Raw genomic sequence first — 13,791 nt, forward strand, 5'->3', positions numbered from 1 at the left:
ATGCCCATGCCCATGCCCATGGCCACGTTCGCGTCACCGGCTCCCGGCGTTCCGGAAAGGGCCGTCACTTCAGTGCCCCCAGCGTCACGCCCGACCGCCAGTAGCGGCGCATCGCGGTCATCATGATCGCCAGCGGGACGATGGAGAGCAGGGCACCGGTCAGGACCAGGCTGGTCAGGTCGATGCCGGATTCGAGGCGCTTGCCGGTCCAGTTGTAGAGGCCGAGGTTCAGGGTCCAGTTCTCCTCGCCGCGCAGGACGGTGAGGGGGAGGAAGAAGGCGTTCCAGGTGTTGACGAAGGCCAGCAGGAAGACCGTCGCACCGCCCGTGGTCATCATCCGCAGCACGATGCTGAAGAAGATCCGCAGCTCACCGGCGCCGTCGATACGGGCCGCCTCCAGCAGTTCGAAGGGGATCGTCGCCTCGGTGTAGACCTTCGCCAGATACACGCTGAAGGGGTTGATGAGGCAGGGGATCAGCATCGCCCAGGGGGTGTCGACCAGGCCGATCTCCGAGAACATCAGGTACAGCGGGAGCGTGAGCAGGGCGATCGGGATCAGGAACGAGCCCACCACGCACGCGAACACCACACCCCGGCCGGGGAATTCGAAGCGGGCCAGGCCGTAACCGGTTGCCAGCGCGATCAGCGTGCCGCCGAGGGAGCCGACACCGGCGTACAGGAACGAGTTGGCGGTCCAGCGCAGGAAGATGCCGTCCTCGTAGGTGAACAGCTGGTGCAGGTTGTCCCAGAGGTGCATGCCGGAGAACCACAGGCCGTTGCTCTGGTACAGCCCCACCCGGTCCTTGGTGGCGGCGACGATCAGCCACCACACGGGGAACAGGCTGTAGACGCTCGCCAGGATCAGGCCGAGCAGGATGAACCGCTGGCCGCCGCGCCCGCGCGAGGCGGCGTCGGGGCTCATGATCCGCCGCACGGGAGGCACACCGGAACTCCCATACTTACCGGACTTACCGGACTTACCGGGCATCTGGGAAGTCTCGGACGTCCCGTGATTCTTGGGGGAGCCGGTGGTGGTCGTGGCCATCAGTCGACCTCCTTCGAGGTCAGCCGGTAGAAGAGGAGGGAGGCGACGCCGAGGATCAGGGCGAGGAGCACCGACAGGGCGGCGGCGTAGTGGTAGTTGCCCGCGTTGAACGCCTGGTTGTAGATGATCATGATCGGGGTGAAGGCGTCGTCGACGGTCTCCGGGGTGATGTTCCGGAACAGTGCCGGCTCGTTGAAGATCTGCAGCATCTGGATGATGGAGAGCAGACCGGTCAGGACCAACGCCCCGCGCACGAACGGGATCTTGACGCTCAGCGCGATCCGCGCCTCGGAGGCACCGTCGAGGCGGGCGGCCTCGAACAGTTCGCGGGGTACGCCCTGGAGCGCCGAGTAGATGATCACCATGTTGTAGCCGATGCCGTGCCAGGTGAGGAGGTTGCCGATGGACGGCCACACCATGGAGGGCGCGAAGAAGTTCCAGTCGAACCCGAAGAGGTCGCCGATCGGGGTCAGCGGGCCCACCTCGGGGCTGTACAGGTTGATCCACACGATCGCCGCGACCACGCCCGGGATCATGTACGGGACCAGCAGCACGATCCGGAAGCGGTTCGCGGCCTTCGACGTGAGCGCGTCCAGGCACAGCGCCAGGACCAGACTGACCAGCAGCATGAACGGGATCTGGACGCAGGCGAACAGCACCACCCGCAGGATGGAGCCCATGAACGCCGAGTCCGTCAGCCCGAGTCGGTAGTTTTCGAACCCGGAGAACTCCCGGGTCGCGCCGCCGAGTCCGAGCCCGGACTGCTTCTCCTGGAACAGCGACTCGTGGATCGCGTACCCGATGGGCAGCAGATACAGGAAGACGAATCCGAGCTGGAAGGGCACCGTGAACGCGGCACCCTTCCAGCGCTGGGAGCGAATCATCGGGAGATGCCTCAGCCCTTGACGTTGATACCGCGCGACTTGAGGTCCTTGACCGTCCACTCCTGCATGTGCGCGAGCAGATCGGTGACCTTCTGCTTCTTGCTGACGACCTTGCCCCACTCGCTCTGCAGCTCGGTGAACATGGCCGTCCAGTCGGGGCCGTAGACCCAGTCGGTGGTCACCGTGCCCAGGCTGTCCGTGACGACCTTCTTGCCGGGCTCGTAGTGGTCGCCGAGCAGCTTCTCGGAGATCGCCTCGGTCACATAGGAGTCACTGTCGGCGAGCGCCGGCATGACACCGCTGCCCGTCTCCGGGCTCGCCATGGACTTGACCGCGCCGGTGTCGGTGGACAACCACAGGGCCGCCTCGGCGGCCTGCTTCTTGTACGCGCACTGCTCGGTGACCAGGTTCATGCCACCGCTCTGGTTGGTGCCGGCCGGCGTCTTGGCCGTCTCGCCCTTGTACGTCGGCCACGGTGTGAGCGCCCACTTGCCGAAGGAGTCGGTGAAGTTCTGCACCATGCCGGACATCTGCCAGGTGGAGATCTGGCGGGTGACCGTGCCGCCCTTGTCGTAGTTGCGCTGTACGGCCGCGTAGTCGGCGAAGGAGAGTTTGGAGTTGAGGTCGTTGTCGATGATCTGCTGGATCACGTCGGCGGCCTTGAGGCTGCCCTCGTCCTGGAAGTCCACCTTCCAGGAGTCGCCGTCGATCGCGTACCAGTGGGCCCCGGCCTGCATCGCGAGCACCTCCAGGGTGCTCGGGTCCTCACCGGCGTAGTTGGTGATGTGGATGTCGTGCTTCTTCAGGACCTTGCCGGCGGCGATGAAGTCGTCCCAGGTCGCGGGCGCGTCGAGGCCGTACTTCTCGAAGACGTCGGTGCGGTAGATCGTGAAGGCGGGCGCCGCGCTCGTGGGGACGCCGTAGACCTTGTCCTGCACCTGGACCCCGGCCCACGCGCCGGCGTTGAACTTGTCCTTGCTCGGCCCTACGTACTCGGTGATGTCGGCGAGCGCGCCCTGCGACACCCACGTCGTCACGTACTCGGCGGTGTTCTGCAGCAGACACGGGGCGTTGCCCGCCTTCACCGCGTTGCTGAGCTGCTTCTGCATGGTCAACTGGTCGGTGACCTTGGTGTACTTGAGCTGGACGTCCTGGTGGGAGGCGTTGAACGCCTTGACGAGGGCCTCCTGGCCGTTGGCCCAACCCCAGAAGGGGAGGGTGACCGGTCCGGAGGCCCCGGAGGAACCGTCGTCGCCCGAGTCCGAGCCGCCGCACGCGGCGAGCAGACCTGACAGCGCCACACTCGCGACGGCGACGCGGGCGAACCTTCTCCGGGGGCTGATGGAGTTCATCGTACGGTCATCCTTCGAGACGTAGACGATCGCGGAAGTGGGGGAGCGCGAGGGGTGGCTCGGTGGGGCGACGGCGAGCGAGGCGGACCGTCAGCTCGGGTCTCGGGGCCCCTGCGAAACGTTGTAGTAAACGGTTGCTGTGAAACGTAGGTCGCCCGATCGGCTCACGCAAGAGCGCAACGACAAATTGTTACGCCGGATTGTCGGTGGGGTTGCCGGAAGCCGTCGTTCGGTGGCCGTCGAGTGGCGAGGTGTGCCCAGGTCAGAGGTGTGCCGTTCGGGACGTCCGAGCCGTCGCGGGCGTGGCGCTCGCGGCAGCGTGGCGTGAAAACGTTTGTGGTCAGGCTCATGCGCGGTGAGGTGCGGTGTGCGGAGGAGTGCCACGGAGGGGCGTACGGCGTACGGAGGCGCGGGGTGGCGCGGCGACACACGGTGCGCGAAGGGCGTGCGCCGTGTGGGCGGGCGAGGCGGCAGGGTTCAGGCGACCCGGGCCAGGTCCGTGTGCCGGACCTCGTGGGCGGGCGGCAGGCCCGAGGCAAGACGCTCCAGCTCCTCGACGACGGTACGGCCGAGGCGCTCCAGCTCGTTGCCGAGGGAACCCGCGATGTGCGGGGTGAGGAAGACGTTGGGGAGGTTGTAGAGCGGGGAGCCGACGGGCAGAGGCTCGGGTTCGGTGACGTCCAGGACGGCGTTGAGCCGGCCGGAGAGCAGCTCGTCGGTGAGCGCGTCCGGGTCGACCAGGGCGCCCCGGGAGGTGTTGATGAGGACGCCGCCGTCCCGGATCAGCGCGAGTCCGCCGCGGTCGAGCATGCGGTAGGTCTCGGGGATGTCGGGGGCGTGGAGGCTGACGATGTCGCTGGTGCGCAGCAGGTCCCCCAGTGCCATCGGCTCGGCGCCCAGCGCGGCGGCCCCCGCCGTGTCGACGTACGGGTCGTAGAGCGAGACGGCGAAGTCGAACGGCTTCAGCAGTTCCAGAAGCCTGCGGCCGACCCGCGAGGCCCCGATGACCCCGACCCGGCGGCCCACGTTGCCGATGGCCGCGGTCTCGGCGGGTGAGGGGTAGGTGTGCGTCTGCCGGAAGCGTTCGCGCTGGTCGAAGGTGTCCTTGCCGGCCAGCAGAATCATCGCGAGGGTGTACTCGGCGACCGGAAGCGCGTTGCCGGCCGCAGCGCTGGAGACGGTGACCCCGGCGTGCCACAGGGCCTCGCCGACCAGTGCGCGGACGGAGCCCGCGGCGTGCAGGACGGTGCGCAGCCCGGGCGCCGCCGTCAGCACGTCCGCGTCGAGATGCGGGCAGCCCCAGCCGGTGATCAGCACCTCGGCCCCGGCCAGCGTGGAGGCGGCGCCCGGATCGGCGAAGTCCCGTACGACGAACTCGGGGTCGATCTCGGCCACTTGCCGCAGCCGTGCCATGAGCGGCGGCGGGAAGAGCAGGGGCAGATGCACCGGATCCATGGCGAACACGGCTCGCGTCGACTGGGCGCTGGGCATGACTCTCCTGGAGGGCTGGGGGTGGACACGCAGGCTGCTGCGGGAGCGGTTCAGTTCTAGAAAACGTCTTCTACCGTAGGTCCGGGGTCGATCGGCGGTCAATCGTCGTGATCGGGTGACGGGTATGGAAAGAGGTTGAGGATTGTCAGTAAATGGGGTGTTTTGGGCGTCCGTGAGGCTGAGTGGCGCGCGAGACCTGGGCGAGCCCGGCTCTGCGGGGAGGGGGCTGTCGCCGTGGGCGGGCGCGAGCCGACTCGGGGAACGGTGGGATCGCTCACCCCCCTGCCGGTGCGCCGACAGGCTGGAGTCATTCGTCGGCGCCGCTGACCTGCATCATTCACGCCCGTCGGGTGATCGCCCGTGGGCTCCGAGGGGGGGGTCCGGGCGGGTTCCGGGCCTTACGCAGAGTTTCGAAAACTGGTTCACACCCTTGACGCGGTGTGCGGGCAGGCACAAGCTCTGCCCGTCGACCGATAGAAACCGATTGTTGCCCGTCGGTGTCGCCCGGCCGTGCCACCTCACCGGTTGTCGCTCCCGAAGGTGAGGTGTCCACGCGTATCCGTGCGGGTGGCGCCCCGAGCCGACCGTTCCCACGTTCGCCGTCACCGGGATGCCCAGGTCGAGGATCGAGCGAGTCCCGCGCCGTCCCCGTCATCGCATGCGCCGCACCCACATCCCCTGCACATAAGGAAGTCGCTCATGTCCGACACCCAGGGCTCCGGTCCGTCCCGGCGTACCCTCCTCCAGGCCGCCGGCGCCACGGCAGCCGCGTACTCCCTGCTCGGAACGGCCACCGGCACCGCGAGCGCGGCCGACAGCCCGCAGGCCGACGGACCGCGGACCGACAGCCCGCAGACCGACGGACCGAAGGCCGACCGGCTGGTGGTGTACCCCGTCCCGGTCGGACTGCCGCTGAACGCGAGCTTCTCCGTCAGGGCCCGTACACCCGGCGGCGCATGGCAGTCGGTGCCCGTGCTGCGAGCCCGTACCAAGACCATCAACGAGAAGACCGGCGCCGGCGTCGTCCGCAGCTCCTCGGTCGCGGGCCTCGACTTCCAAGGCACCGTGGAGGTCCAGGTCACCTCCTCGAAGGGCGCCGTCCCCTCGGCGCGCATCCGCCCGGTGTCGTACGACATCGCACACGAGGCCGTCGGCGACACCATCACCTTCAGCCTCACCGAGCCGCGCAACCTGTCCATCGAGATCGGCGACGCCGACGGCGGCGCGTTCGACCTCTACGACAACCTCCATCTGCACGCCAACCCGATCGAGAAGTGGCGGCCCGAGGAGGACGACCCGGACGTCATCTACTTCGGACCCGGCATCCACACCGTCACCGACAACGTGGTGAAGGTGCCCAGCGGGAAGACGGTGTACCTGGCCGGCGGCGCGGTGCTCAAGGCGCGGGTGGAGTTCAGCCATGTGGAGAACGCCCGGCTGCTCGGCCGGGGCATCATCCATGACTCGGACGCAGCGACCCTGGTGGCGTTCTCCAGGAACATCGAGATCGACGGCATCCTCGCCCTCAACCCCAAGACCGGCTACTCCTGCACCATCGGCCAGTCGCAGCAGGTCACCGTCCGCAACCTGCACTCCTACAGCTTCGGCCAGTGGGGCGACGGCATCGACGTGTTCAGCAGCGAGGACGTCCTGATCGAGGGCGTCTTCATGCGCAACAGCGACGACTGCATCGCCATCTACGCCCACCGCTGGGACTACTACGGCGACTGCCGCAACGTCACCGTCCGGAACTCCACCCTGTGGGCCGACGTCGCCCACCCGGTGAACATGGGCACCCACGGCAACCCCGAGAAGCCCGAGACCATCGAGAACATCGTCTTCAGCAACATCGACATCCTCCAGCACCGCGAACCGCAGGTCCTCTACCAGGGCTGCTTCGCCCTCAACCCCGGCGACAGCAACCTCATCCGGAACGTCCGCATCCAGGACGTCCGCGTGGAGGACTTCACCTGGGGCCAGCTGCTCAACATGCGCGTGATGGCCAACCGGTACAACGCCTCCCCGGGCCGGGGCATCGAGGACGTGTACGTCCGCAACCTGACGTACGACGGCACGCACGCCTCCACGGCCATCCTGACCGGCTACGACGCGGACCGGCCCATCAAGAACCTGACCTTCCAGAACCTGACGGTCAACGGCACGGTCGTCCACGACAGGATGAAGAAGCCCGGCTGGTACCTGACGACCGACATGGTCCCGATGTTCGCCAACGAGCACGTCCAGAACCTCCGCTTCCTGGACGCCGACACGGCGGCCGCCACCACGGCCCCGGAGATCACCAGCGCGGGCGAGGTCACCGCCACCAAGAAGCAGGTCCTCAACCACCTCGTCACGGCGACCGGGCTCCCCACGTCGTTCGCCGCGGAGGGTCTGCCCAGGGGCCTGAGCATCGACACGAGGACGGGCCTGATCTCCGGTGTCCCGTCCCGCCGCCCCGGCTCCTGCACGGTCACCGTCTCGGCCACGAACAGCGCCGGTACGGCCACCAAGTCCGTCAAGTTCACCGTGCGGCACCCGTAGGAACAGGAGACATCTGTGCTTCCCCTCAGCAGACGGTCGTTCCTCGGCGCGGCAGGCTTCACGGCCGTGGCCGGACCCGGACTCCTGTCAGCCTCCGCCTCCGCCACGACAGCGTGGGCCGGTTCCGCCGGAGCGACCCGCGCCTTCAGCCACCCGGGCCTGCTGCACACCGCGGCCGATCTGGACCGGTTGAAAGCGGCAGTCGCCGCCGAGGAGCCGCCGATCCACGACGGCTATCTGACGTTCGCCGCCCACGCCCGTTCCAAGTCGACGTACACCGTCCAGAACACCGGCCAGGTCACGTCCTGGGGGCGCGGCCCGAGCAACTTCATGGGGCAGGCGGTCGCCGACTCGGCCGCCGCCTACCAGAACGCGCTGATGTGGTGCGTGACGGGTGTGCGGGCCCACGCGGACAAGGCGCGGGACATCCTCGACGCATGGTCGTCGTCCCTCACGACGATCACGGGCGCCGACGGACCGCTCGGCGCGGGCCTGCAGGCCTTCAAGTTCGTCAACGCCGCCGAACTGCTCCGGCACACCGGCTACGACGGATGGGCGGCCTCCGGCATCGCCCGCTGCGAGCGGTCGTTCCTCGACGTCTGGTATCCGGCGGTCTCCGGCTACATGCTGTACGCCAACGGCAACTGGGATCTGACGGCCATTCAGACCGTGCTGGCCATCGGCGTGTTCTGCGAGGAACCCGTCCTCTTCGAGGACGCGCTGCGCTTCGCGGTGGCGGGCGCGGGCAACGGCGGCGTCCCGGGCCGGATCGTCACCGCCGCCGGCCAGGGCCAGGAGTCCGGCCGCGACCAGGGGCACGAGCAGCTCGCCGTCGGCCTGATGGGCGACGCGGCGCAGGTGGCCTGGAACCAGGGCGTCGACCTGTGGGGCTTCGACGGCCACCGTCTGCTGGCGAACGCCGAGTACGCGGCCCGCTACAACCTCGGCGGCGAGGTCCCCTTCACGCCCGACCTGGACCGCACCGGCAAGTACGTCAAGAAGACCGTCTCGGCCGTCGGCCGCGGCAACCTGCCGCCGGTCTACGAGATGTACCACGCCCACTACGCCGGGGTGCGCGGCCTCGACGCCCCCGCCACCGAGGCGGCCCTCTTCCGGGGCACGGCAGGTGCCCGCGTGGTCGAGGGCGGCAACGACGACCTGCCCGGCTTCGGTACCTTCGCCTACGCCGGGGCGACAGCCCCCGCGTCGACTCCCGCGCCGAAGCCTCCGGCCGGGGTGACGGCGGTGGGTGACCGCAGGGCGGTGACCGTGGCGTGGCTGCCGTCGGCGTGGGCCACCGGGTACGCCGTGCGGCGGGCCACCCGCCCCGAGGGCCCGTACGAGAAGGTCGCCACCGGGCTCGACGAGCCGACGTACACCGACACGGACGTGCGCGCGGGCCGGACGTACCACTACACCGTCACCGCCGCCAACGCCGAGGGAACCAGTGGCGCCTCGCGCCCGGCCGCCGCCTGCGCCGGTCTTCCCGGGCCCTGGGTCGGCCAGGACCTGGGGACCGTGCGGATCCCCGGCTCCGCCACGTTCGACGGCGAGAGATTCGTGCTCACGGCGAGCGGTACGGCGGACACCTGCCGCGTGGCCCATCTGCCGCTGCGCGGCGACGGCACGGTCACCGCAAGGATCGTGTGGCCGCTCAGCTCCCAGTACTCCAAGATCGGCGTCACCCTCCGCGACTCGCTCGACGCGGGCGCCGCACACGCCTCGATGCTCATCCAGGGGCTGCCGCTGCACACCTGGAGCGGTGTGTGGAGCGTACGGAGGACGGTCGGCTCGGAGATCTCGGCGACCGGCAGTACGCCCGTGCCGCCCTCCCAGCAGCAGGCCATCACCACGTCCGCCGCCTTCCCGATCTCCGCTCTGGGCGCGCTGCCGGAGTCGGCGACCCCCCTGGAGGCCCCGTACGTCGAGGGCGCGGGCGACGGCTACCGGCTGCGCGCCCCGTACTGGGTGCGGGTGACCCGCAAGGGCCGTCGCTGCACCGGGGCGATCTCCCCGGACGGCACCCGCTGGACCGAAGTCGGCACCACCGAGGTCGAGTTGGGGCGCACCGCGTACGCGGGGCTGGTCCTCACGTCCTGTCTGGGCGTGGACGAGGAGTACGCCGAGACCGGCACCGGGGCGTTCGACAACGTCGCCGTCGTGTCGGCCGCAGGGGGAGAGGTCTGGTCGGTGGCCCGTCCTGACTGGCGGGTCACCGACCTCGGGGCGACCGCCGGTGCCGACGCGGTCGAGCTGGCCTGGACCGATCCAGACCTCTCCGGCCGCTACGAGGTGCTGCGCGCCACGCGAGCCGACGGTCCCTACCGGGCGATCGCATCGGATGTCGCCCCGGTGGGCTTCGGCGCCCGCCTGCGGTACGCGGACGCCACCGGCGCTCCCGGCAGGACGTACCACTACGTCGTCACCCGGACGAACACCGGCGGACGCGGCCCACGCTCGAAGCCCGCCGCCGCGGCGATGCCGACCCCCTCCGCGCCCCGACTCACTTCCGCTGCCACGGCGTTCGCCAACAAGGGCGATGTGTTCCAGCACCTGATCCGTGCCTCGCACGAACCCGTACGGTTCACCGCGAGCGGACTCCCCGACGGCCTCCGCGTCGACAGCCGCACCGGCCTGGTCTCCGGAACCCCCACCCGGACCGGCGAGTTCACCGTCACCACCACCGCGGGCAACGCGGCGGGCGACGGAACCGGCACGCTCAGCCTGACCGTCGGCACACCACCGCCCGCCCCCTGGACCTACGGCGACCTCGGCGACCCGGTCCTCGACGACCGGCGGTTCGGAACCCTCGGCGTGGTCGCCGTCCGCACCCCCGGCAGCACCGCGTACGAGGATGACGGGACCTTCGTCGTGCGCGGCGCCGGCGTCGACCTGACCGTCAACAACCAAGCGATGACAGGCCAGTTCGTCAGGCAGCCGATCACCGGGGACTGTGAGGTCACCGTCCGGCTGGACTCCCGTACCGGGACCGGTGCCGACCGGGTCGGGCTGCTGATGGCCAAGTCGCTCTCGCCGTTCGATCAGGCGGCCGGGGCGATCGTCAGCGGCGGGACGAGCGCCCAGCTCATGCTCCGCACGACCGTGGCCGGACGGTCGGCTTTCACCGGCGACGCCACGGTCACCACCCCCTGTCTGCTGCGGCTGAAGCGAAACGGGACCGTCTTCGCCGCAGCGGTCTCCACGGACGGCGGTGTCACCTTCACCCCCCTCGCCGAGGGAGAGATCCCCGGCTTCGGTGACGCCTCCTACCACGTGGGTCTGGTGGTCTGCTCCCGCAGCCCGCTGGCCCACGGCACCGCGCGATTCAGCGAGGTGAGCATCACCCCCACATGAGCGGCCCCCGGGAAAGGGCACACACCCTCTCCCGGAGCCGCCCGATCCTCCATGGACTGGAGAGGCACGATGAGCCGCACTTCCCCCCACCCGAGCCCCGAAGACAACCCCCACGAGGGCGAGTTGAGCCGCCGCGGTCTGCTGAGGACAGCCGGCGGTCTGAGCGCCGGCCTCGCGCTGGGCGCCGCCTTGACCGCCACGACGGCGGAGGCGGCCCCGGCCGCCTTCACCCATCCCGGCATGCTGCACGCCTACGGAGAACTCAACCGCGCCAAGGTGCGGGTGGCCGCCGGAGACGACCCGTGGCTGTCCGGCTGGAACCGTCTGACGGCCAACTCCCACTCCGCGAGCACCTGGACGCCCAACCCGCAGGCCACGATCATCCGCGGTGGAACGGGCCAGAACTACGGCATCCTCTACAACGACATCCACGCGGCGTACCAGAACGCGCTGCGCTGGAAGATCGCCGGCACCACCGCCAACGGTGACGCGGCGGTCCGTATCCTCAACGCCTGGTCGTCGACGCTCACCGGCGTCACCGGCAACGCCGACCGGTTCCTGGCCGCCGGGATCTACGGCTACCAGTTCGCCAACGCCGCCGAGCTGATGCGTGGCTACAGCGGGTTCGACCTGGACCGGTTCAGGACGATGATGCTGAACGTCTTCTACCCGCTCAACAACCAGTTCCTGAACAACCACAACGACGCCTGCATCACCAACTACTGGGCCAACTGGGACCTGTGCACCATGAACTCGATCCTCGCGATCGGGATCCTGTGCGACGACGGCGCCAAGTACGACCAGGCCGTCACCTACTTCAAGACCGGCGCAGGCAACGGCTCCGTCGCCCATGCCGTCCCGTACCTCCACACCGACTCCGCCGGCCACGCCCTCGGCCAGTGGCAGGAGGCCGGCCGCGACCAGGCGCACAGCGTCATGGGCATCGGTCTGATGGGCGCCTTCTGCGAGACGGCGTGGTCGCAGGGAGACGACCTGTACGGCTACGACGGCAACCGGTTCATGAAGGGCGCCCAGTACGTCGCCAAGTACAACCTCGGCCAGGACGTGCCCTTCACCGGCTACACCTGGGGCACCGGCCAGAACTGCGCCCAGCAGACCCACACCGCCGTCTCCTCCGCGAGCCGGGGCCAGCTCCGCCCGGTGTGGGACCTCGTCCACTACCACTACGCACGGCGCCGGGGCCTGTCCGTCCCGTACATCACCGCCATGGCCGAACAGATCCGCCCCGAGGGCGGTGGCGGCGACTACGGCTCGGCCAGCGGAGGCTACGACCAGCTGGGCTTCGGCACCCTGATGTACGCCAGATAGCCCCTGTATGTCAGATGGCCCGTGTACGTCAGACGGCCCGTGTACGTCAGACGGCCCGCCGTCCCCCGAACGGCCGTCAAAGGCCCGGCACGACCGGAATACCGCGAAGGGATGTGGTGCTCTGAGGTGAACGACGGTTCACGAGCGGGCGGGCGTGAGGAGCTGGTGCGCGATGACGGCAGGCCGGCAGGGCCCCGTGGTCAGGACGCCGTACGGGAACGTACGCGGCACGTACGAGCACGGGGACGGCTACGAGGACGGGATCGCGGTCTTCCGGGGCATCCCGTACGCGGCCCCGCCCTTCGGCCCCCGCCGGTTTTGCCCGCCCTCCCCGCCCGAGCCCTGGGCGGGGGTGCGTGACGCCGTCGCCTTCGGGCCGACGCCCCCGAAACCGCCGTACTCGGAGGCGTTCGCCCGCTATCTGTCGGACCCCGTCGTCCCGGGCGACGACTGCCTCAACCTGAACGTGTGGACGCCGGAGCCGGGCCGCGGCGCCCGCCTGCCGGTCATGGTCTGGATCCACGGCGGCGCCCTCACCCGGGGCTCGTCGGCGGTCCCGGTCTACGACGGCGCCGCCTTCGCCCGCGACGGTGTGGTGCTGGTGTCCCTCAACTACCGGCTGGGTGTGGAGGGTTACGGCCTCTTCCCGGACACACCGCCCAACCGCGGGCTGCTCGACCAGCTGGCCGCCCTGGAGTGGGTGCGGGAGTCGATCGCCGGGTTCGGCGGCGACCCGGACCGGGTGACCCTGTTCGGCCAGTCGGCGGGCGCCATCAGCGTCGGCGCGCTGCTGGCCGTCCCCCGCGCGCGGGGTCTGTTCCGGCGGGCCGTGCTGCAGAGCGGGCCGCCCGAGGCCTTGGACCGGGACAAGGTGCGTCGCATGGTCCGCCGGATGGCCACCCGGCTGAAGGTACCGGCGACCGCCGCGGCCTTCGCGGTCGTGGACCGGTCCACTCTCGTCGAGGTGCAGGCCGAGGTCGGCCGCCTCAGCAGCCCCGTGCTGGGTGGCCCCGCCTTCGGCGTCGTCGTCGACGGCGACCTGCTGCCCACCGACCCGCTGGAGGCACTGACCGAGCACGGCGCGGCCCCCGGAATCGACCTCCTCATGGGCTGGACCCGTGACGAGCACCGGCTCTGGCTCGTCCCCGGCGGCCTCCAGGAGCGCGTCGACCGACTCGGCACGGTCGCCCTGGCCGGCGCCCGCGCCCGCTGCCACTGCGGCCCCGAGCTGCCCCGCGGCTACCGCGACCTCCACCCCGACAGGGGTACCGCCGACCTGGTCGGCCAACTCGTCACCGACCATCTCCTGCGCGTCCCCCTGCTCCGCCTGGCGGACGCCCGCATCGGCCAGGACCGGTCCTACCTCTACGAGTTCGCCTGGCCCTCCGGCATCCCCGCCCTCGGCTCCTGCCACGCCCTCGAACTCGGCTTCGTCTTCGACACCGGTGCCACCCCCGCCTCCGCCAAGCTCGCCGGCGGGAACGCCCCGCGCGGCCTCGCCACCGCCATGCACACCGCCTGGGTCCGCTTCGCGACGGACGGCACCCCCGGCTGGCCCGCCTGGGACCCCACCCACCCGGTCCGCGTCTTCGGCACCCCGGACGACTCGCACGCCCCGGACGGCATCCGGACGGCCTTCGGCCCCTACGACCCCGAACTCGCCCTCTGGGACGCGGACGCCAGGCGCCCCCGGAGGGTCCAGGGCGCGGGCACCTTCGTCACCTCCGGCGGAGGCCCACGTCCGGCCCTGCGCCGCTTCCGCCGAAGTCCGTGAGGAGGGATGTCCATCCGCGAT

At 70.1% G+C, this 13,791-nt stretch carries 8 protein-coding genes; 4 read left to right on the forward strand and 4 right to left on the reverse strand.

Annotated features, from left to right (window positions below):
* Positions 1-64 precede the first annotated feature (64 nt).
* The 4 genes from OG858_RS35800 to OG858_RS35815 all read right to left on the reverse strand — a co-directional run bounded on the left by OG858_RS35800 (position 65) and on the right by OG858_RS35815 (position 4,772).
* A complete protein-coding gene (locus tag OG858_RS35800) occupies positions 65-988 on the reverse strand; it encodes a carbohydrate ABC transporter permease (protein ID WP_328545277.1) in 924 nt (307 codons plus the stop codon).
* A gap of 56 nt (positions 989-1,044) precedes the next feature.
* On the reverse strand, positions 1,045-1,929 hold the full coding sequence (locus OG858_RS35805) for a carbohydrate ABC transporter permease (RefSeq protein ID WP_086750687.1): 885 nt from the start codon (positions 1,927-1,929) through the stop codon (positions 1,045-1,047).
* A gap of 11 nt (positions 1,930-1,940) precedes the next feature.
* Positions 1,941-3,281, reverse strand: a complete 1,341-nt coding sequence (locus OG858_RS35810) for an ABC transporter substrate-binding protein (RefSeq protein WP_086750688.1) — start codon at positions 3,279-3,281, stop codon at positions 1,941-1,943.
* A 477-nt stretch (positions 3,282-3,758) separates the two neighbouring features.
* On the reverse strand, positions 3,759-4,772 hold the full coding sequence (locus tag OG858_RS35815; protein WP_179201251.1) for a hydroxyacid dehydrogenase: 1,014 nt from the start codon (positions 4,770-4,772) through the stop codon (positions 3,759-3,761).
* Between the two features lie 699 nt (positions 4,773-5,471).
* Between OG858_RS35815 and OG858_RS35820 the strand changes: the two genes are divergently transcribed.
* From OG858_RS35820 to OG858_RS35835, 4 genes are all read left to right on the forward strand, one after another.
* A complete protein-coding gene (locus OG858_RS35820) occupies positions 5,472-7,313 on the forward strand; it encodes an Ig domain-containing protein (protein ID WP_086750689.1) in 1,842 nt (613 codons plus the stop codon).
* Positions 7,314-7,328: 15 nt separating this feature from the next.
* Positions 7,329-10,667, forward strand: coding sequence for an alginate lyase family protein (locus tag OG858_RS35825; protein ID WP_328544061.1), 3,339 nt, complete (start codon positions 7,329-7,331; stop codon positions 10,665-10,667).
* A gap of 69 nt (positions 10,668-10,736) precedes the next feature.
* A complete protein-coding gene (locus OG858_RS35830) occupies positions 10,737-11,996 on the forward strand; it encodes an alginate lyase family protein (RefSeq protein ID WP_086750691.1) in 1,260 nt (419 codons plus the stop codon).
* A 172-nt stretch (positions 11,997-12,168) separates the two neighbouring features.
* Positions 12,169-13,770: a carboxylesterase/lipase family protein gene (locus OG858_RS35835; protein WP_328544060.1), complete on the forward strand. Its 1,602-nt coding sequence runs from the start codon at positions 12,169-12,171 to the stop codon at positions 13,768-13,770.
* The last annotated feature ends 21 nt before the right edge of the window (positions 13,771-13,791 follow it).

Origin of the sequence: Streptomyces europaeiscabiei (genome assembly GCF_036346855.1) — a bacterium.
GTDB classification, from domain to species: domain Bacteria; phylum Actinomycetota; class Actinomycetes; order Streptomycetales; family Streptomycetaceae; genus Streptomyces; species Streptomyces europaeiscabiei.

Bases quoted from the DNA above. Each gene is read 5' to 3' on its own strand.
- OG858_RS35800 (WP_328545277.1), bottom strand. From the start codon at position 988: ATGCCCGGTAAGTCCGGTAAGTCCGGTAAGTATGGGAGTTCCGGTGTG.
- OG858_RS35805 (WP_086750687.1), bottom strand. From the start codon at position 1,929: ATGATTCGCTCCCAGCGCTGGAAGGGTGCCGCGTTCACGGTGCCCTTC.
- OG858_RS35810 (WP_086750688.1), bottom strand. From the start codon at position 3,281: ATGAACTCCATCAGCCCCCGGAGAAGGTTCGCCCGCGTCGCCGTCGCG.
- OG858_RS35815 (WP_179201251.1), bottom strand. From the start codon at position 4,772: ATGCCCAGCGCCCAGTCGACGCGAGCCGTGTTCGCCATGGATCCGGTG.
- OG858_RS35820 (WP_086750689.1), top strand. From the start codon at position 5,472: ATGTCCGACACCCAGGGCTCCGGTCCGTCCCGGCGTACCCTCCTCCAG.
- OG858_RS35830 (WP_086750691.1), top strand. From the start codon at position 10,737: ATGAGCCGCACTTCCCCCCACCCGAGCCCCGAAGACAACCCCCACGAG.
- OG858_RS35835 (WP_328544060.1), top strand. From the start codon at position 12,169: ATGACGGCAGGCCGGCAGGGCCCCGTGGTCAGGACGCCGTACGGGAAC.